The sequence below is a fragment of the Yinghuangia aomiensis genome, assembly GCF_039542225.1.
Classification (GTDB): Bacteria; Actinomycetota; Actinomycetes; order Streptomycetales; family Streptomycetaceae; genus Yinghuangia; species Yinghuangia aomiensis.
In genome coordinates, this window is the sequence record NZ_BAABHS010000001.1 from 181,586 (window position 1) to 200,588 (window position 19,003).

The 19,003-nt window shown below is 70.4% G+C and carries 14 protein-coding genes and 3 tRNA genes; 7 read left to right on the forward strand and 10 right to left on the reverse strand.

What is annotated here, in order from left to right; all coding sequences use genetic code 11:
• Positions 1-74: 74 nt before the first annotated feature.
• The 4 genes from ABEA93_RS00730 to ABEA93_RS00745 form a co-directional block, all read right to left on the reverse strand.
• Positions 75-1,148: a ComEC/Rec2 family competence protein gene (locus ABEA93_RS00730; protein ID WP_345673228.1), complete on the reverse strand. Its 1,074-nt coding sequence runs from the start codon at positions 1,146-1,148 to the stop codon at positions 75-77.
• Positions 1,145-1,858 carry a response regulator gene (locus ABEA93_RS00735; protein ID WP_345673229.1) on the reverse strand — a complete coding sequence of 238 codons (714 nt, stop codon included), beginning with the start codon at positions 1,856-1,858 and terminating at the stop codon, positions 1,145-1,147. The genes ABEA93_RS00730 and ABEA93_RS00735 overlap by 4 nt, the downstream gene beginning before the upstream one ends.
• 14 nt (positions 1,859-1,872) lie before the next feature.
• Positions 1,873-4,029, reverse strand: a complete 2,157-nt coding sequence (locus ABEA93_RS00740; protein WP_345673230.1) for a sensor histidine kinase — start codon at positions 4,027-4,029, stop codon at positions 1,873-1,875.
• Positions 4,030-4,733: 704 nt separating this feature from the next.
• On the reverse strand, positions 4,734-4,874 hold the full coding sequence (locus ABEA93_RS00745; protein ID WP_345673231.1) for a hypothetical protein: 141 nt from the start codon (positions 4,872-4,874) through the stop codon (positions 4,734-4,736).
• A 442-nt stretch (positions 4,875-5,316) separates the two neighbouring features.
• Between ABEA93_RS00745 and ABEA93_RS00750 the strand changes: the two genes are divergently transcribed.
• The 3 genes from ABEA93_RS00750 to cimA all read left to right on the forward strand — a co-directional run bounded on the left by ABEA93_RS00750 (position 5,317) and on the right by cimA (position 9,847).
• The gene (locus tag ABEA93_RS00750; protein WP_345673232.1) at positions 5,317-6,369 is read left to right on the forward strand and encodes a 3-isopropylmalate dehydrogenase; all 1,053 of its coding nucleotides are present in this window, start codon (positions 5,317-5,319) and stop codon (positions 6,367-6,369) included.
• Positions 6,370-6,710: 341 nt separating this feature from the next.
• On the forward strand, positions 6,711-7,811 hold the full coding sequence (locus tag ABEA93_RS00755) for a branched-chain amino acid aminotransferase (RefSeq protein ID WP_345673233.1): 1,101 nt from the start codon (positions 6,711-6,713) through the stop codon (positions 7,809-7,811).
• 440 nt (positions 7,812-8,251) lie between these two features.
• On the forward strand, positions 8,252-9,847 hold the full coding sequence (gene cimA / locus ABEA93_RS00760) for a citramalate synthase (RefSeq protein ID WP_345673235.1): 1,596 nt from the start codon (positions 8,252-8,254) through the stop codon (positions 9,845-9,847).
• A gap of 114 nt (positions 9,848-9,961) precedes the next feature.
• Here cimA and ABEA93_RS00765 read toward each other — a convergent pair.
• The 6 genes from ABEA93_RS00765 to ABEA93_RS00790 all read right to left on the reverse strand — a co-directional run bounded on the left by ABEA93_RS00765 (position 9,962) and on the right by ABEA93_RS00790 (position 13,089).
• Positions 9,962-10,037 (reverse strand) — tRNA-Glu (locus ABEA93_RS00765).
• A gap of 37 nt (positions 10,038-10,074) precedes the next feature.
• A tRNA-Glu gene (locus tag ABEA93_RS00770) sits at positions 10,075-10,147 on the reverse strand.
• Positions 10,148-10,230: 83 nt separating this feature from the next.
• Positions 10,231-10,302: transfer RNA gene (locus tag ABEA93_RS00775), tRNA-Gln, on the reverse strand.
• 217 nt (positions 10,303-10,519) lie between these two features.
• Complete coding sequence (gene gltX / locus ABEA93_RS00780; protein ID WP_345673236.1) at positions 10,520-12,019, reverse strand: glutamate--tRNA ligase; 1,500 nt, start codon at positions 12,017-12,019, stop codon at positions 10,520-10,522.
• The gene (locus tag ABEA93_RS00785; RefSeq protein ID WP_345673237.1) at positions 12,012-12,794 is read right to left on the reverse strand and encodes a fumarylacetoacetate hydrolase family protein; all 783 of its coding nucleotides are present in this window, start codon (positions 12,792-12,794) and stop codon (positions 12,012-12,014) included. The genes gltX and ABEA93_RS00785 overlap by 8 nt, the downstream gene beginning before the upstream one ends.
• Before the next feature lie 130 nt (positions 12,795-12,924).
• Positions 12,925-13,089 (reverse strand): hypothetical protein, encoded by a 165-nt coding sequence (locus ABEA93_RS00790; RefSeq protein ID WP_345673238.1) that lies wholly within the window; start codon positions 13,087-13,089, stop codon positions 12,925-12,927.
• A gap of 554 nt (positions 13,090-13,643) precedes the next feature.
• Here ABEA93_RS00790 and ABEA93_RS00795 point away from each other — a divergent pair.
• Genes ABEA93_RS00795 through ABEA93_RS00810 form a run of 4 tightly spaced genes read left to right on the forward strand, consistent with a single transcriptional unit; the run spans position 13,644 to position 18,829 of the window.
• Entirely contained in the window at positions 13,644-17,465 is a 3,822-nt protein-coding gene (locus ABEA93_RS00795; RefSeq protein WP_345673239.1) for a sensor histidine kinase, read from the forward strand.
• Positions 17,462-17,884 (forward strand): roadblock/LC7 domain-containing protein, encoded by a 423-nt coding sequence (locus ABEA93_RS00800; protein ID WP_231778306.1) that lies wholly within the window; start codon positions 17,462-17,464, stop codon positions 17,882-17,884. Before ABEA93_RS00795 ends, ABEA93_RS00800 begins: the two co-directional genes overlap by 4 nt.
• The gene (locus ABEA93_RS00805; RefSeq protein WP_423532527.1) at positions 17,776-18,255 is read left to right on the forward strand and encodes a DUF742 domain-containing protein; all 480 of its coding nucleotides are present in this window, start codon (positions 17,776-17,778) and stop codon (positions 18,253-18,255) included. Before ABEA93_RS00800 ends, ABEA93_RS00805 begins: the two co-directional genes overlap by 109 nt.
• Entirely contained in the window at positions 18,236-18,829 is a 594-nt protein-coding gene (locus tag ABEA93_RS00810; RefSeq protein WP_345673240.1) for a GTP-binding protein, read from the forward strand. Before ABEA93_RS00805 ends, ABEA93_RS00810 begins: the two co-directional genes overlap by 20 nt.
• Positions 18,830-19,003 lie beyond the last annotated feature (174 nt).

Genomic DNA, 19,003 nt, shown 5'->3' on the forward strand with positions numbered 1-19,003 from the left:
GGCAGCGCGGTGACAGTGCAACGTGCGAAGTCGCGGGTGGGGGCCTGGAATACGGTCAACGCCGACCCCTGGGGCTATCCGCCCAGCGCCTCGCCGTCACGGGCGGCGGGGACGGCGGTCACGATCGCTGGTCGGCACAGCGGCGCCGCCACGTGCTGGTCGACGAACGACGCGTGCGCGGGCAGCGGGGGATCGATGACCAGGCCGTCGGCGCCGCTGGTGATGGCGAGGCTGCCAGCGCAGCAGCGTCCCCGCTCCCGTCCCGCAGCCGGGCCGATGGACAGGTGGCCGGCGGGCAGCGGCTCAAGGCGAGTGTGGCAGTGCCGGGAAACCTGGGTGCAGGCGATATGGGCGTCCGGAGCGGCGCGTCGCACTGCGGCCACCACGTCGGGATGCGGGTTGCTCGCACGTCCGCCGCCCTGGATGGAGAACACGATGAGTTTCGGGGCCACCAGTTGCGTCATGCGGTATGCGAACTCGCCGGGGTTGGCACGCCCTGGGCGGCCTCCGTGATGCGGGAAGACCAGGACCGGGGCGGTCAGATCGGCGTCGCGGCGTTCCAGTTCGGCCAAGGCGATGGCGTCGATGTCCGCGGTGAGCAGAGCCGCTGGCACGTCGTCCAGATGCACCTTGACGACGACGGACACAGTGTTGGCGGTGAGGGTTCCGGCCGTCGGGTGCCGACCGGTGGGACCTGTGCCGGCCATCACGACATCCGGGTGGACGCATTCGAGCCACGCCCGACCGTTGTGCAGCCGCCGCTTCATGCCGGAGTGGATGTTCTGCTGGTCGTCGAGTCCGCCGGTGCGCAGCCGGAACTCGACCGCACGCAGCATGCGCTGCCACGTCTCGGACCGCTTGTGGCCGTCGGCCGTGTACCAGATGGTGCCGATAGTCCGGGCGTCGTCGAGGAGCAGTCTGGCGGCGCCGCCCGCGTGGTCCTTGTCGGAGTGCGAGATCACCAGGTGTTCGATGCGCGTGCAACCGAGCCGTCGGAGCTCCTCGTTGACCAGGTCGCCGGGAGCCACATCCACCACTGAGCACACCGTGCCGTCCCAGACCACGGCGCTGTTGCCGTGGCCGACGTCCAGAAGCCGCACACCGAGGCCGTCGAGTGGGACGCGTGCGCCACTGGGAGAGGTCGTCACAGCTGGAACTCCGCAGGCATGTCCGGGGCAACGACGATGTCGGTGTAGTAGAGGTCGTCGGCTCGCGTGGCGTAGCAGTTGACTTTGGCCTCCAGCCAGCGACCGCGGAGCTCGTGCGGGCGTAACCCGGTGGCTTCGAGGACCGGGTCGAGTGGCATGTACACGCTCTTCGTAAGGTGCCAGCCCACGACGACGACGCGGGCCTGTCGTGGGCCGGGGCCGTCGAAGACGTCGAGGACCTCGATTGGAGTCGTGAACCGGCGTCGCTCCTCACGGAATTCACCCCGTAGTTCGCGGACGGTGTACTCCAAGGCCGGCACGATCTCCTCGGTGAGGTCCGGCTTGTCTACCACCACGGGAATGCCAGCGCGCCATCGGCTGATTGCACCGGTTTCGTCGGTATTGCGGTGGCTGGTCACCAGGACTGCGGGGAGAGGGCGGCCGGGCCGTGAGTTCGCCCGGCTCACAAGCTCCGCTCCGGCGAATCCGAACCAGGCACTGCTGTTGAGGACGTGGTCGCAAACCAAGGCGTCGAACTCGGCGCATTCGGTGGCGAGGAACTCGTCCACACCGACGCCGCGTTCGTTACGGCTAAGCGCGGTCGCGTCGAATTCGGCGTCCTCCAGCGCACATACCGCGGCTTCGGCGTCGTACTCGTCGTCGTCGAGGACGAGTACGCGCGCACCAGGCGCCAAGGTCGCCAGGGCCAAGTCTGATCCCCCGATCAGTGTCCGGCTGCCGCTTTGGAAGCGGGCAGCTCGATCACGATACTCGCTCCGCCCAACTCTCCGTTCTCTTTCGCCTCATGGCGGCCGCGCAAGTCCGCGACGATGTCCCGGACGATGGTCAGGCCGAGGCCGGTGCCGTTGTCGCGTGTGGTACGGCCGGGCTGCCAGATCTCGTGCGGTTTGAGGCCCGTGATGCCGGGGCCGCTGTCGTCCACGGCCAGGACCACCGTGGATTCGTTGCTCTGGGTGGAGATGCGGATGACGCGCGCACGTTGCTCGGAGGGGACCTGGGTCAGGGTGTGCGCTGCGTTCGCGAGCAGGTTCGAGACGATGGACTCCAGGTCGGCGATCGTGGTCCTTACGGTAGACGGCCGCGAATCCAAGTGCAGTTGCACTTCGATGTTGCGCAGATCTAGGTAGCGCTTGAACAGCTTCGCGGTCTCTTCGCAGGCGCTGTCGACGTCGACGTCCTCCGGGCGGCGCTTGCGTTTCGCCAGAAGATCGAGCGGCAGCCGGGCAAAGGTATGGACGGTGTCAGCGCTGCTGATCGAGGTTTCGAGTGGCCCCTCGAACTTGGTGACGAAGAGGGTTTCGTCGACTGCTTTCCGCAGCCGGGTCCGGACGGACTTGAGCAGGGTGGTGATGCGTGCGGCGGGCTGCATGGACTCGTGCGCGAACACTGCCGTGCTGGTCCCCACCGTCGCCAGAGTCCGGTACAGCAGCAGGTCCTCGCGCAGCGCCTCGATCTCCTCCTGCTTGCTGGCCACCACTTCGCGTGCCGCGAGCTTGATCCGTGCGACGTCCGAGGGCAGTGCGTCGCTCTCGAACAACGTCGGAGTGTGCTGCCCGGCGGCTTCTAGGGCCTGGTTCAGCTCGTCTTCGGCCGCCGCGGCGCGGTCCCGGGTCTTGCGTACCCGGCCGACGCGACGGGCCTCCCGCTTGTCCATGCGCATCTGGGCGGCCCAGTCCAGCGCGCAGCGGGCGAACGCCTGCAGCTCGAGGAAGGGGGTGTTGTCGGCGAAGCCGCTGCGATCGGTTTTGGGCAGTAGCAGGTCCTCCGGGTCGTCGACCCACAGGCAGCCGAAGGAGTTGTTGGTGGACGGCCGGACCTCGGGGCTCGCGGCGCGGCGCAGGTTGATGCCCAGCCAGTCGTCTCCACGGTCGCCGTACGGCTGTACCCGGAGTCCCCGGTGGAATAGATGCACTCCACCCAGTTCCCGCAGCCAATCGCGCAAGCCCGGAGTGTCCTGCTGGACGTGCCGGAGCTCTGCGGACGCGCCGGGGTTGAGGTTGAACATCCACACTTCCAGTCGTGCCGCAGGAGCGTGGAACTGCGTCACCGGCTGCCGCCATCGGGTGCGGGCCGTACGGTCGACCGCGACATCCCCGTGTTCTCCGGTGAACTCTCCCTCACCGGCCCAGTTGTGCAGGACCGCGCGGGCTTGGCCGTCGGCGTCCAGCTCGGCGACCAAGCGGTACTCGACGAAGGAAGTGAACTTCTCCCAAGGCCGCAGGACGTTGCGTTCCAGGGCCGCATATCCGGGGGCGTCGCACGTGACGACGAAGTCCCCCTGCGGATTGGGGGGTCCGCACAGCAGGACGAGCCCTCGGGCGAGGCGCTCTGCGTGCGCCTCGCCGAATCCATCCCGCAGGTCGCGCACCACGATCCGCGTTCCCGGCGGTTCCGCGGTCTGCCGTCGCCGGATGTCATGGGTGATGTCCTCTACGGCATGGGCGCTGTCGATGCGGTCCCAGTCGATGTCGAGGGTGTACTCGGTGCCCGGTTCCGAGGCAGGCCGGGTCTGCACGCACACCCGGCGCCCAAGGCGCAGCGCGGCGATCCGGCCGAGGCCCTTCTCGCCGACCTTCCGCCGTCCGGACTTGGAGTACCGATTGGTGCCGCTGGTCTTGCCGGAGCTGCCGATCAGCAGGAAGCCAGAGGCCAGTTGATCGACCGTCATCCCCTCGCCGTTGTCCGAGACCTCCATGCTGCCGCCGGGTTCGGCGGCATCGGACAGGGTGATGCGGCAGTGCCGTGCGTCGGCGTCGTAGGCGTTGCGTACCAACTCCATGATCCCGTAATCGGGATGCTGGACCAGTTCCTCGCCGATGCGCCGGAGTACATGCGGTGAGAAGCGCAGCGGATGTCCCATGGAACGCCTCCTTCCCCGCGCGCTTCCCGGTGCGAGCCGCGCCTGCGGAACAGGGATGGCGGCGGCTCGCGGCCGACCGGCGGCCGACTGGGCGCGGTCCAGGAATTGCAGCACATACCGACGTCGCTCCGCATCGGCCGCGCCTGCTACTCGGGGATGCTGCATGCCAGGGGGAGTTCACCGCCCGGCCCGGCGTGCGAGTACGGCGTCCCCTCGGCGACAGCAAGCGTCGCTGCCGCGAAGTTGTGAGAGGAGCCGGTAGGTTCCAGGACGAACCGCACCCAGTCGGGGACCAACTTCCGAGCTGTGTCCGTTCCGGGCCGGGGACCCATCCGGGCCGGGGACCCAGTCGTCCATGCTGCTGAGACACCGCGCCACGCGATGCGGTGACGCCATGAACAGGCCCCATGCCAGTCTTCGATGAGCCGGCGTGCCCCAGCGAGCCTGCCTCGTTGGGTGACGCAGCACCCCCAGCACCTGTGGGGCGCGCCAATCCACGAATGCGCGGATCGTGGCCTCAACGTCGGGCTCATATCGTCCCGCCGCATGCTGCAGGGCGACCCCAGGCTTGGCCAGGACAGCCTTAAGGTCGGACAGGCGGCGATGTTGCCGACTGAGGTTGCCGAGAACCGCGGCGGATTCGTCACCGAGCATGAAATCGATCGGCAGGCTTGTCGGGCAGGACGGCGACATCCACGACCGCCTCATGGTGCGCGCAGGTCGACGCCGAGCAGCAGGACGTGATGCCCGGTCACGCTGGCACGCGACTTCCCGGAGCGGACCGCGGCCGGGTACGGGCACTCCACCAGCAGGCCGACCCGGCTGCCGTATACGTCACAAAGCATCGCCGTTTCCAGGCAGCGACATATTGGGTCTGACCCAGCAGTTTGCGGACCCGGCGGTGCGGTTCGCCGGTCGTCGCGCCTTCCAGGGCACGAAGCAGGCGCTATGATGCCGGCTCGGCCGCCGTGACCAGCCCGCCGAGCCAGCCGGCGAAGCCGCGTTGGTGGCCGGGGGAGTCAGAATGCCGAGCATCCCGTGCCCACGACAAGGACGACCATTCCGCCTCCGTCGGCGCCCCCAGGGCCCTACGCAGCGAGGTGATGTCGGCGAAAGCTCCGGAGTATGTGCGGTTCGCCTCCTTGGCGGACGTCCACCAGGCACCGGAGCTGCTCTTACGCTTGCGTAGTACGGGCGATATACCCGCACAGTGGCGACCGCGAGCCCGGACGTCCAGATGGCGGACTTGCCGTGTCAGAAGCTGGGACCGGGAGTAAGGTCCGATTCATGTCTGCTAGCGCCAACAGCATCCGTCTCGCAGTGGTCCCCGGCGACGGGATCGGCCAGGAGGTCGTCGCCGAAGGACTCAAGGTCCTCGCCGCGGCCCTGCCGGCCGACGTCGCCCTGGAGACCGCCGAGTACGACCTCGGGGCCCGGCTGTACCACCGCACCGGGGAGACGCTGCCGGACAGCGTCCTCGACGAGCTGCGCGGCAAGGACGCCATTCTCCTCGGCGCCATCGGCGACCCGTCGGTGCCGTCCGGTGTGCTCGAGCGCGGGCTGCTGCTGAAGCTCCGCTTCGCGTTCGACCACCACGTGAACCTGCGCCCGGCGAAGCTCGGCCCCGGCGTCGCGTCGCCGCTCGGCCCGGACGCGCAGATCGACTTCGTCGTGGTCCGCGAAGGCACCGAAGGCCCGTACGTCGGCAACGGCGGCACGCTCCGCACCGGCACCCCGCACGAGGTCGCCACCGAGGTCAGCCTCAACACCGCGTTCGGCATCGAGCGCGTGGTCCGCGACGCCTTCGCCCGCGCCCAGGCGCGCCCGCGCAAGAAGCTCACGCTGGTCCACAAGAACAACGTCCTGGTGCACGCCGGCCACCTGTGGAGCCGCGTCTTCAACCAGGTCGCCGCCGAGTTCCCGGACGTCACCACCGACTACCTGCACGTGGACGCGGCGACCATCTTCATGGTCACGCAGCCCGAGCGCTTCGACGTGATCGTCACCGACAACCTGTTCGGCGACATCCTCACCGACCTCGCCGCCGCCATCGCGGGCGGCATCGGGCTGGCCGCGAGCGGCAACATCAACCCGTCCGGCGAGTTCCCGTCGATGTTCGAGCCGGTGCACGGCTCCGCGCCGGACATCGCCGGCCAGGGCAAGGCCGACCCGACCGCGACGATCCTCTCGGTCGCCATGCTGCTGGAGCACCTCGGCCACACCGACGCGGCCCGCGCCGTCGAGGCCGCCGTGGACGCCGACCTGGCCGAGCGCTCGTCGTCCGGCACCCGCTCCACCAGCGAGATCGGCGACGCGATCGCCAAGCGAGTAGCCGGCTGAGCAGCCGGTCGTAGGACACCCGCCGACACGGGACCGTCGGCGCGCGCCCGGAAGCCCCCGGCCGCTCAGTGAGCACCCCCGGCTTCTTCCGCCGTATCGGCACCGCCCCCGCCCGCCCCGGGGGCGGCGCCGCGACGGCCGCCCGCGCCTGTCCCGCCCCGGCGAACGTGCGTTAACGTCTGATCCGAGACGCGGCACCCCGGCCGAGGGCCAGGGGAGAAGCCGGGTATCCCGTAAGTGAAAGGCGCGCGCGGCCGCTCCGCGGCCGTGCGCCCGCACCACTCCGCGGTCCCGAGACTCGATGCCCCCTGTCAATCCCTCGGTGAAGGACACTGGTAGACATGACGACCCCCGCGACGATCGACCTCAAGCCGACCGCCACCCCGCTCTCCGACGACGAGCGCGCCGCCCGCATGGCGAACCCCGGCTTCGGCCGGATCTTCACCGAGCACATGGTGACGATCCGCTGGAGCGCCGGGCGCGGTTGGTACGACGCCCAGCTCGTGCCGTACGCGTCGCTGGAGATCGACCCGGCGAACATGACGCTGCACTACGCGCAGTCCATCTTCGAAGGGCTCAAGGCCTACCGTCAGCCCGACGGCGGCGTCGCGACCTTCCGCCCGCAGGCCAACGCCCAGCGCTTCCAGGCGTCCGCGCGCCGCCTCGCGATGCCCGAGCTGCCCGAGGAGCTTTTCGTCGCGGCCGTCGACGCGCTCGTCCGCCAGGACCAGGCGTGGGTGCCCGGTGCCGAGGAGCAGAGCCTCTACCTGCGCCCGTTCATGTTCGCCACCGAGGTCGGCCTCGGCGTGCGCCCGTCGAACGAGTTCCTCTTCATGGTCATCGCCTCCCCGGCCGGCGCCTACTTCGCCAACGGCGTCAAGCCGGTCTCGGTCTGGCTGTCCAAGGAGTACGTGCGCGCCGCCCCCGGCGGCACCGGCGCCGCCAAGTGCGCCGGCAACTACGCCGCCTCCCTCGTCGCCCAGGCCCAGGCCGCCGAGCAGGGCTGCGACCAGGTCGTCTGGCTGGACGCCACCGAGCGCCGCTGGATCGAGGAAATGGGCGGCATGAACCTGTACTTCGTGAAGGGCAGCGGCAAGGACGCGACCATCGTCACGCCGTCCCTCACGGGTTCGCTGCTCCCCGGCATCACCCGCGACTCGCTGCTGCAGCTCGCCGCCGACCGCGGCTACGCCGTCGAGGAAGGCCGCCTCTCGGTCGAGGACTGGCAGCAGGGCAACGCCGACGGCACCATCACCGAGGTCTTCGCGTGCGGCACCGCCGCGGTCATCACCCCGGTCGGCTCGGTCAAGTCCGCCGGCGCCGAATGGACCGTCGGCGACGGCGGCGCCGGGCCGATCACGATGGAGCTGCGCAAGGCCCTCCTCGACATCCAAACGGGTGCCGAAGCCGACACGCACGGGTGGCAGCACAAGATCGTCTGATCCCCGCCCCGGCAGGGATCCGCGCTGGTCACACCGGGCGGGAGCAACTGCTCCCGTCCGGTTGCCGCGGGTAGGCGGGACGCCCGAATGGTGAGACCTGGATACCGGCGTGCGGATCGTGTGGCAGACTGCCCAACGTGCATCAGTGGCTCATTATTAGCCGCAGCGTGCCGGCACCGGGCTGAACCCCCACCCAGGGGCAGCGTTTCCAGCCCACCGCCCGCACGCAGACCTCTCGCGACCGCGAGGGGTCTTTTGTTTTGGCCGGACACCCCCCGGCCGGCAGCGCGCGCGGGCCACGCCGCGGCCGCGGCACCCGTACCCGGGAACCCGCGGCCGGCCGGCGGCACACCGCAGCACCGGCAACCCCGCTCCACCCGGCACCGCACGCCATTCGGACCGCCACCCGACGTAACCTGAAATCTCAGGAGCCCACGGACATGACCGACGACAGTTTCCACGTCTTCGACACCACCCTGCGCGACGGCTCGCAGCGTGAGGGCATCAACCTCACCGTGGCCGACAAGCTCATCATCGCGCGGTACCTGGACGAGTTCGGCGTCGGCTTCATCGAGGGCGGCTGGCCGGGCGCCGTGCCCCGCGACACCGAGTTCTTCGAGCGCGCCAAGACCGAGCTCGACCTGCAGAACGCCCAGCTCGTGGCGTTCGGCGCGACCCGCAAGGCGGGCACCACCGCGGCCGCCGACCCGCAGGTGCAGGCGCTCCTCGACTCCGGCGCCCCGGTGGTGTGCCTGGTCGCCAAGTCGCACGACAAGCACGTCGACCTCGCGCTCCGCACCACCCTCGACGAGAACCTCGCGATGGTCCGCGACACCGTCACCCACCTCTGTGCCCAGGGCCGCCGGGTGTTCGTCGACTGCGAGCACTTCTTCGACGGCTACAAGGGCAACCCCGAGTACGCCACCCAGGTCGTCCGCACCGCGCACGAAGCCGGCGCCGACGTCGTCGTGCTGTGCGACACCAACGGCGGCATGCTGCCGAGCCAGGTCCAGTGGATCGTGGCCCGGGTCAAGGCCGAGACGGGCGCCCGCCTGGGCATGCACGCGCAGGACGACACCGGCTGCGCGGTCGCGAACTCGCTCGCCGCGGTCGAAGGCGGCGCCACGCACGTCCAGTGCACCGCGAACGGCTACGGCGAACGGGTCGGCAACGCCAACCTGTTCCCGATCGTCGCCGCGCTGGAGCTGAAGAAGGGCATGCAGGTGCTGCCCGAGGGCCGCCTGCGCGAGATGACCCGCATCTCGCACGCCATCGCCGAGGTGGTCAACCTCGCGCCGTCGACCCACCTGCCGTACGTGGGCATCTCCGCGTTCGCGCACAAGGCCGGCCTGCACGCGTCCGCCATCAAGGTCGACCCGGACCTGTACCAGCACATCGACCCGGCGCTCGTCGGCAACGACATGCGCATGCTGGTGTCCGACATGGCCGGCCGCGCGTCGATCGAGCTGAAAGGCAAGGAACTCGGCTACGACCTCTCCGGCGACCGCGAGCTGGTCGGCCGGGTCGTCGACCAGGTCAAGGCGCGCGAGGCCAACGGCTACACCTACGAGGCCGCCGACGCGTCGTTCGAACTCCTGCTGCGCGACGAGGTGATGGGCAAGCGCGAGCGCTTCTTCACCCTGGAGTCGTGGCGCGCGATCAGCGAACTGCGCGGTGGCGGCGGGCAGGTCAACGAGGCGACGGTGAAGCTGCACGCCAAGGGCGAGCGGATCGTCGCGACGGGGGAGGGCAACGGCCCCGTCAACGCCCTCGACCGCGCGCTGCGGCTCGCGCTGGAGCGGATCTTCCCCGAGCTGGCCTCGTTCGAACTGGTCGACTACAAGGTCCGGTTGCTGGAAGGCCGGCACGGCACCGACGCCATCACCCGGGTCCTCGTGGAGACCAGCGACGGCAAGACCGAGTGGAGCACGGTCGGCGTCGCGGAGAACGTCATCGGCGCCTCGTGGGCGGCCCTGGAGGACGCGTACACGTACGGTCTCCTCAAGGCCGGACTGACGCCCTCCACCGAAGCCTGACAGCCCGTCCAGAGCCGCGCAGCGCCCGCTGCGCGGCTCTCGGCTGCGCGCGGCGAATCGGCCCGTCGGCCCGTGAATGCAAAAATCCCCCACCGGACCGGTGAGGGATTGCTCTGGTAGCCCCGACGGGATTCGAACCCGCGCTACCGCCTTGAGAGGGCGGCGTGCTAGGCCGCTACACAACGGGGCCCTAGCCCGAAGCGGCCCTGGGACCGCTCCGGTTCGCGTAGCCCCGACGGGATTCGAACCCGCGCTACCGCCTTGAGAGGGCGGCGTGCTAGGCCGCTACACAACGGGGCCGCTACGCACATAACACACTCAGATAAACAACACTGTCGACCGTTTTCACGATCTCCAGCTGTGTCTTCCTTGCGGAGACACAGCTGGGGTACCAGGACTCGAACCTAGACTAACGGAGCCAGAATCCGTCGGGCTGCCAATTACCCCATACCCCAAAGCACGACCCCCTGTTTGGGGGGATCTCGCCGGTGTTCCGTTCGCCTCGGCGGCGGAACGAGTAGAACTTTACCCGATCAGGCGGTCGCCACCAAAACGGGTTCCGGAGCCGGGTGCGCACCGCCGCGGACGGCGGTGCGCACACCCGGCGGACCGGGCTTCCGGACCCTGCTCCGGGGCCGCCGGAGGCGGCTTTCCGGGGCGTCCGGAGGAGTGTCAGGCGCGGGTCGCGTCCAGCGCCGAGCGGAGCCGCTCCAGCGTGGTGTCGCGGCCCAGCAGTTCCATCGACTCGAACAGCGGCGGCGACACGCGGCGGCCGGTGACCGCGACGCGCAGCGGCGTGAACGCGTTCTTCGGCTTGATGCCGAGGCCCTCGACGAGCGCCTCGCGGAGCGCGGCCTGGATCGGGTCGGTCGCCCACTCGGCCTTCTCCAGCGCCGCGACGGACGCCTCGAGGACCGGCACGGCGTCCGCGGTGAGCACCTTGGCGGCGTCCGCCTCGTCGCGCGCGAAGTCCTCGGCGGAGACGAACAGGAAGCCGAGCATGCCGACGACCTCGCTCAGCACGACCATGCGCTCCTGGGTGAGCGGCGCGGCCTTGCCGAGGAGTTCGAGCTGCGCGGCGGTGGGCCGCGCGGGCAGCAGGCCGGCGCCCTGCAGGAACGGCACGAGCCGGTCGCGGAAGTCGTCCGGCGCCAGGTCGCGGATGTGCGCGGCGTTGACGGCTTCGCACTTCTTCAGGTCGAAGCGCGCCGGGTTGGCGTTCACGTCGGCGATGTCGAACGCGGCCACCATCTCTTCGACGGAGAAGTAGTCGCGGTCGGCCGCGAGCGACCAGCCCAGCAGCGACAGGTAGTTCAGCAGGCCCTCGGGGATGAACCCGCGCTCGCGGTACAGGTTGAGCGAGGACTGCGGGTCGCGCTTGGACAGCTTCTTGTTGCCCTCGCCCATGACGTAGGGCAGGTGGCCGAAGCGCGGCGTGGTCCCGTTGCCCACGCCGATCGCGGCGAGGGCTTCGTACAGCGCGACCTGACGCGGCGTCGAGGACAGCAGGTCCTCGCCGCGCAGCACGTGGGTGATCTCCATGAGCGCGTCGTCGACCGGGTTCACCAGCGTGTAGAGCGGCTTGCCGTTCGCGCGCACGATGCCGTAGTCCGGCACGTGCTCGGGCTCGAAGGAGAGTTCGCCGCGCACCAGGTCGGTGAAGGTGATGGTGCGGTCGGGCATCCGGAACCGCAGGATCGGCTCGCGGCCTTCCAGGCGGTACGCGTCGATCTCGGTCGCGGACAGGTCGCGGCAGTGGCCGTCGTAGCCGGACGGCTTGCCGGCCGCGCGGGCGGCCTCGCGGCGCTGCTCGAGTTCGTCGGCGGTGCAGAAGCACTCGTAGGCGTAGCCGCCCTCGTGCAGCCGCTTGGCGACGTCCGCGTAGATGTCCATGCGCTGCGACTGGCGGTACGGCTCGTGCGGGCCGCCGACCTCGGGGCCCTCGTCCCACGTGAAGCCGAGCCACTTGAGGGCTTCGAGGAGCTGCTCGTACGACTCCTCGGAGTCGCGCGCGGCGTCGGTGTCCTCGATACGGAAGACGAAGGTGCCGCCGTTGTGCCGGGCGAACGCCCAGTTGAACAACGCGGTCCGGACCAGGCCCACGTGCGGGTTGCCGGTCGGGGAGGGACAGAAACGGACGCGCACATCGGCGCCCTGGGGCTCGCTAGCCACGCTTGATCACCCTGTTGGTGAGAGTTCCGATGCCTTCGACGGTGACGGCGACTTCGTCGCCCACCTGGAGCGGGCCCACGCCCGCGGGGGTCCCGGTGAGGATCACGTCACCGGGGAGCAGCGTCATCGCGGCCGTCACGTGGACGATCAGGTCGGTGATGCTGCGGACCATCTCGGAGGTCCGGCCGGATTGCCGTGTTTCGCCGTTGACCGTGCAGGTCACGGCGAGGTTCGACGGGTCGAGCTCGGTCTCCACCCACGGTCCGAGCGGGCACGACGTGTCGAAGCCCTTGGCGCGGGCCCACTGGCCCTCGCTGCGCTGGAGGTCGCGGGCGGTGACGTCGTTGGCGCACGTGTAGCCGAACACGACCTCGGGGACGCGTTCGGCGGGCACGTCGCGGCACAGCCGGCCGATGACCACGGCGAGTTCGGCCTCGTGGTGGACCTCGGTGGAGATCTCCGGGTAGACGATCGGCGCGTCCGGGCCGACGACCGCGGTCGACGGCTTGAGGAAGACGATCGGCACCTCGGGGACCGTGCCGCCCATCTCGGCGGCGTGGTCGGCGTAGTTCTTGCCGATGCCGACGATCTTGCTGGGCAGCACGGGAGCGAGCAGCTGCACGTCGGCCAGGGGGAACGTCCGTCCGGTGAGCGAGATGCCGCCGTACGGGTGGCCGTCGAGTTCGGCGACCACCAGCTCGCCGGGTTGCTCGCGCGGGCTCCCCACCGCGCCGAAGGAGAAGGAGTCGCCGGTGGAGAACCTGACGATGCGCACGGGCCGCAACCTCGGTATGAGTCGGGGGCTGGTAGGTCGTCCCCAGGCTATCCCGGGCCGGCCGCGGGCCTCCGCCGCATTCCCGCCGCTGCCGCCCGTGCGGGTGTGCGCGGGGGGCGCGGGGGCGCGCTCAGTCCTGGAGCTCGACCAGGTTGGTGCGGCGCGGGTTGGCCGTCGGGCCGGCGGCCGGCGGCTGCACGGCGTCGTCGGCGGCGTCTTGGGGACGGACCGGCACGGTGTCGACCTGGGTACGGCGCGGGTTGGCGGTGTTGGTGCGGTGCGTGCTCAGGCCCATGGCGGAAAGATCCGTCCCTTCGATTTCGGCGGGTTCGGCGGAAGCCTCTGAATATCAAGGTTACTGTTGGTTACAGCAATCCGAGGCGGGCGAAAGCGATAGGGTAGCGGTCTGTGACCGCTTGCCTGCGATACGTGACGGAGTTCCTGGGTAAACCTGTGATTTTGACCTCCCGGTATTCGCGCCAAACCCGTGTCGATTTGTCCGAAAGCAGCCGGTAATAACGGGGCGGAATCGGACAAAGGTTTTGACTCGGCCACTTGTCCGGTGTCCGGATTTTTCCCGACCCCGCTATCTTGTTGCGGCCCTTGTGCTGTGCTGAAATGCGTGCGACCACGGGGGTGGTTCCCAAGCGCGGTCCCGTCCGGGATCTCCGCACACAAGCCTCGCCGATCCGGCGGGTCAACGACTGGTCACAAGAGGTTGCGAAGCTAGTGCAGGGACGTCGGAAGAGGCAGCAGGATTCCGCGGAAGCCCCGGCCGCTGCCGGGTCCGCAGACATGCGCCCGCCCCAAGAGCTAACCGCCAGTCGAGCCCCTGCGGCTCCTTCGCGGTTGAAGCTGCTTTTCTCCATCAAGAACTGGCGCATCCGCACGCGCATCACCGCGCTGCTGCTGCTGCCGGTCGTCGTCGCGGCCTTGCTCGGTGGCCTGCGCATCCAGTCTTCCGTGGACAAGACGCGTGAGATGGACGTCGTGCAGAAAGCCGGCGACGTCATCAACGAGTCCACGACGCTGGTCGCGGCACTGGAGGAGGAGCGCGACCAAAGCGCCCCGCTGATCATGGGCGGCGCAAGCGCCGAGACAAACCAGACGATCCAGGGTCTCTACAAGCAGACGAACGACCAGTACGACCGCCTGCAGGCGGCATTCGCCCGGCTGGACATGGACTCGCTGCCGCTGATCAAGGCGACGACCGCGACCATCCGCACCCAGATGGGCAACCTGGGCACGATCCGGAAGTCCGCGTACCAGAGCAGTACGCCGTTCATCACGATCCAGGACTACCAAAAGATCATCATCCAGCTGCTGGCCATCAACCAGCAGGCGCCGGAAATCACCCGCGACCCGGACCTGATCCAGGGCGCTCGCGCCCTGGGCCTGTTCGGCGAACTGAAGGCCTACGCCTCGGTGGAGCGCGCGATTCTGGCCGCGTACGGCGCCAAGCCGAACGAAGCCTTCGCGGACGCCCGCGAAGGCTTCCGCAGCATCATCCCGTCCGACGACGAGGCGGTCCGCAAGTTCAAGTCGATCGCCACGGACTCGTCGCGCAAGATGTACGACTCCGCGGCCGCCAGGGGCAAGGCCGGCGACGTCATGGCGTTGCTCGTCAACGTGAACGCCGCCATGAACCCGCCGAACCAGAACAGCAAGGGCATCGGCGCGACACCGGGCTTCTCCGCGGACAGCGCCTGGGCGCTGACCAACGGCAAGGTCACCGAGCTGATGAAGGTCGAGACGGTGATGGGCGACGAGCTGCTCACCCAGGCGGACAGCCTGCGTGACGACGCTCGCCAGGAAGCCCTCGTCAACACCGTGCTCGTCGTCGCGGCGCTGCTCATCACGATCATCCTCGGTGTGATCGTGGCGCGTTCGCTGGTCCGCTCGCTCAACACGCTGCGCCGCAGCGCGCTCGAGATCGCCGAACAGCGGCTGCCGGAAACGGTTCGCCGGCTGTCCGAGTCCGAGCCGGGCGACGTCGACCTCACGGTCGAACCGATCGGCGTCGCCACCCGCGACGAAGTCGGCCAGGTGGCCCGCGCCTTCGACGCGGTCCACGCCGAAGCGGTCCGCCTCGCGGCCGAACAGGCGCTCCTCCGCGGCAACGTCAACTCGATGTTCGTCAACCTGTCGCGCCGCAGCCAGAGCCTGATCCAGCGCCAGCTCGCGCTCATCTCCGACCTGGAGAACCGTGAGGCCGACCCGGACCAGCTCGCCAACCTGTTCAAGCTCGACCACCTCGCGACGCGTATGCGCCGCAACGGTGAAAACCTTCTGGTCCTCGCGGGTGAAGAGCCCGGCCGCCGGTGGACCCGCCCCGTCCCGCTGGTCGACGTGCTCCGTGCCGCGGCCTCCGAGGTGGAGCAGTACGAGCGCGTCGAACTCGGCGCGCTGCCGACCACCGACATCGCGGGCCGCGCGGTCAACGACCTCGTGCACCTGCTCGCCGAGCTGCTGGAGAACTCCACCACGTTCTCCAGCCCGCACACCAAGGTCCGCGTGACCGGCCACATCCTGCCGGACGGCCGCGCGCTGATCGAGATCCACGACAACGGCATCGGCCTCACCGGCGACGACCTGGCGGACGCGAACCAGCGCCTCGCCCGGCCGCCCGTGGTCGACGTCTCCATATCGCGGCGCATGGGCCTCTTCGTGGTCGGCCGCCTGTCGACCCGGCACGGCATCCGCGTCCAGCTGCGCCCCGGCGACGGCGGCGGCACCACCGCGCTGGTCATGCTCCCCATCGAGCTGATCCAGGGCGACCGCCCCGGCGGCACCTGGGACAAGAACGGCAACACCGGCGAGCGCCCCGCGGTGGAGAAGGGGTGGCAGCCCGACGCGCTCACCTCGTCGCAGGAAATGCCGGCGCTGCCCGCGTCGGCCGCGCCCGGCCCGCAGCGCCCCGGCCCGGAGGCCGGACGCAGCGAGCCGCCGCGCCTGCTGCCGCAGCGCGGTGGCACCGCCAACGGCCTGTCGGACACGTCCGCCATGCCGCAGGCGAACCCGGCGGCGCAGCCGTCGGGCTACGAGCCCGCGTCGATGTTCGGCGAGGGCCCGGCCACGCACGACACGCCGTTCCCCGGCACGCCGTTCACCCCCGCGGCCGACCCGGACAACCCGTTCGCCCCGGTGGCCCCGCAGGCGCCCCAGGCGCCTCAGCCGCCGCGTGCGGACGACCCGCGGACCGGCACCGCACAGTTCGCGTCCCCGTTCCGGGACGGCGAGCCGCTGCCGCAGCAGACGCAGCAGCAGCCCGCGTACGAACGCCCGCAGTACGACCGGACGCAGCAGCAGCCGGCCGTCGGGGACTTCGGCCAGGCGCCCGGCTACGGGCGCGGCGAGTACGACCAGCAGGCGTACCCGCAGCCCCAGTTCGACCAGGAGCCGGCCGAGCACAGCGGCAACGACCGGGCCGCCGGTCCGCCGCGCCGCGGTCCGGAGACCGGGGCCTACCCGGTGGCCGACCCGCAGCAGCAGCGCGCTTCCGCGTGGCAGACCCAGCAGACCCCGCAGGTCCAGCCGGGCCAGCCGGGTCAGCCGGGTCAGCAGGGGCAGGACTACGAGGGCCTCGCCCCCGTGGCCCCGCCCGCGCAGATGCCCGCCTACGAGGCGCCCCAGCGGCGTCCCGAGGGGACCCGCGCCCAGGCGCAGCCGACGGCAGGCGACGCGCTTCCCGCGCTGCGCCAGCCGGCGATGCCGGCCCGCCGTGAAGGCGAGCCGCGTGCGCTGCACCGCGGTGGCGAGGGCCAGCCGGCGCCGGGCCGTCCGCAGCAGGACGCGCCCGACCAGCGCGGCATGTTCCGCGACGGCTCGGGGATGCCCGGGCAGCCGCAGGACGGCCGCCACGATGCGGGCCACGGCCTCGCGGGCCGGCCGGAGCCGGTCCGGGCGCCGGGCGTCCCGCAGCCGGTCCCGATGCCGCAGCCCCAGCGCGAACTGCCCGCGCAGGAGCCGGTCAACGCGCTGGAAGCCCCGGCCGTGCCGATGACGGTCGAGGACGAGCGGTCCCCGATCTTCGACACGCTCGAGTCGGACTGGTTCCACCGCCGCACCGGCCGCGGCGGCCGCATGCGCGCCGCCCAGGTGCGCAGTGCGGGCCGCGGCGGAGTCGACGAGCCGGTCGACGAGGGGACGGACGAGCTGCTGCCGCAGCGCGGCACGGACCCCGACGGCCGGCTCCCGCGCCGCTCGCACGCGGGCCCCGCCGCTCCGGCGGAGGCGCCCGGGCAGTCGGTGCCCCGCCAGGCGGCGCACGCAGCGCCGGCCGAGCAGGCACCGGAAGCGGTGCAGTCCGGCTGGTATTCGGCCGGAGACGAGGGTTTCCGGGCGGCCGAGGCCGTCCGCGAGCCCGCCTCGGGCGGAACGACGACGGCCGGTCTGCCGCGCCGTGTTCCGCGCGCGAACCTGGTGCCCGGCGGAGTGGACGGTGCCGCCCCCGCGGCGCGTCCGTCGACGCCGGCCGCACCGAGTGTCCCGGGTACGCCGGCCGGTCCGGCGCCCGTCCCGCCGCAGAGTGGTCCGGGACTTTCGCGCAACCCCGACGACGTGCGGGGTCGCCTGACAAACTTCCGCCGAGGCATTCAGCAGGGTCGCACTGCCGGGGCCGGGGGATCGGCCCCGCAGCCTCGTGACCAGAACAACCAGGAGCAGGCATGACTGAGTTGAGCCAGGCCGCGCAGAACCTGAACTGGCTGATCACGAATTTCGTGGACAACACCCCCGGGGTGTCCCACACGGTCGTGGTCTCCGCGGACGGCCTGCTGCTCGCCCTGTCCGAGGGCTTCCCGCGGGACCGAGCGGACCAGCTCGCCGCCGTGGCATCCGGCCTGACCAGCCTGACCCAGGGTGCGTCGCGCATCTTCGAGGGCGGGCACGTCACGCAGACGGTGGTCGAGATGGAACGGGGTTTCCTGTTCATCATGTCGATCTCCGACGGGTCCTCGCTGGCCGTACTGGCCTCGCCGGAGTGCGACATCGGCCTCATCGGCTACGAGATGGCCCTGCTGGTGGACCGCGCCGGCACGGTCCTCACTCCGGCTCTTCGCGCAGAACTCCAAGGTGCCCTGCCGCGATGACTCATCCGGAGATGTCCGATCACGGGGACCAGGAGTTCCACGAGACCCTGGTCCGCCCGTACGCCATGACGGGTGGACGGACCAGGCCGCGCTACCAGCTCGCGCTGGAAGCGCTGGTCACGACCACACCCCAGGTGGCGAACCCGCCTGGCCTGCTGCCCGAGCACCAGCGCATTTGTGATCTGTGCCGGCAGGTCAAGTCGGTCGCCGAGATTTCGGCCCTGATCTCCATCCCGCTCGGCGTGGCCCGCGTGCTCGTCGCGGACCTTGCCGAGGCCGGACTCGTGGTCATCCATCAGCCGGGGAACGACCAGGGGCAGCCGGACGTGTCGCTGCTCGAAAGGGTGCTCAGTGGACTTCGCAAGCTCTAGCCCGGGCGGCGTCCCGGCACCGCGGTCCTCCACGACCTCCGCCAAGATCGTCGTCGCGGGCGGCTTCGGCGTGGGCAAGACGACCCTGGTCGGGGCCGTCTCGGAGATCGCTCCGCTGCGTACGGAGGCCGTGATGACCTCCGCAAGCGCGGGAATCGACGACATCGCCGCGACCCCGGACAAGGCGACGACGACCGTCGCGATGGACTTCGGGCGTATCACCCTGGACGAGGATCTGATCCTCTACCTGTTCGGCACCCCGGGGCAGCACCGGTTCTGGTTCATGTGGGACGACCTGGTGCGCGGCGCGATCGGCGCGGTCGTGATCGTGGACACCCGCCGTCTGGCGGACTGCTTCCCCGCGATCGACTACTTCGAGAACAGCGGGCTGCCGTTCATCATCGCGCTCAACTGCTGGGACGGTCTGCAGACCCACCACGCGGACGATGTGCGCGAGGCCCTGCAGATCGGCCCCGAGACGCCGATCGTCAGCTGCGACGCACGGCGCCGCGAGTCGGCGAAGTCGACGCTGATCACGCTGGTCGAGCACGCGCTGATGGCGCGGCTGCGCTAGTCGGGCACCGCGGCTCTGCCGCGGGCGCCCGCGGAAAACGCGGCTGATCGGGCGGACTCCCCAGCAGGGGAGTCCGCCCGATCGGCTTTTCCGGGGGTGGTTTCCGGCCATCGGTGGTTGCGCGTGCGGCGGTCCGATCGCGTGGAAGTTTCACAGAACTGTGACAACGTCAGA

Coding starts and splice junctions, on each gene's coding strand:
- ABEA93_RS00740 (WP_345673230.1), bottom strand. CDS start 4,029: ATGGGACATCCGCTGCGCTTCTCACCGCATGTACTCCGGCGCATCGGC.
- ABEA93_RS00750 (WP_345673232.1), top strand. CDS start 5,317: ATGTCTGCTAGCGCCAACAGCATCCGTCTCGCAGTGGTCCCCGGCGAC.
- ABEA93_RS00790 (WP_345673238.1), bottom strand. CDS start 13,089: ATGGGCCTGAGCACGCACCGCACCAACACCGCCAACCCGCGCCGTACC.
- ABEA93_RS00755 (WP_345673233.1), top strand. CDS start 6,711: ATGACGACCCCCGCGACGATCGACCTCAAGCCGACCGCCACCCCGCTC.
- cimA (WP_345673235.1), top strand. CDS start 8,252: ATGACCGACGACAGTTTCCACGTCTTCGACACCACCCTGCGCGACGGC.
- ABEA93_RS00745 (WP_345673231.1), bottom strand. CDS start 4,874: ATGCTTTGTGACGTATACGGCAGCCGGGTCGGCCTGCTGGTGGAGTGC.
- ABEA93_RS00800 (WP_231778306.1), top strand. CDS start 17,462: ATGACTGAGTTGAGCCAGGCCGCGCAGAACCTGAACTGGCTGATCACG.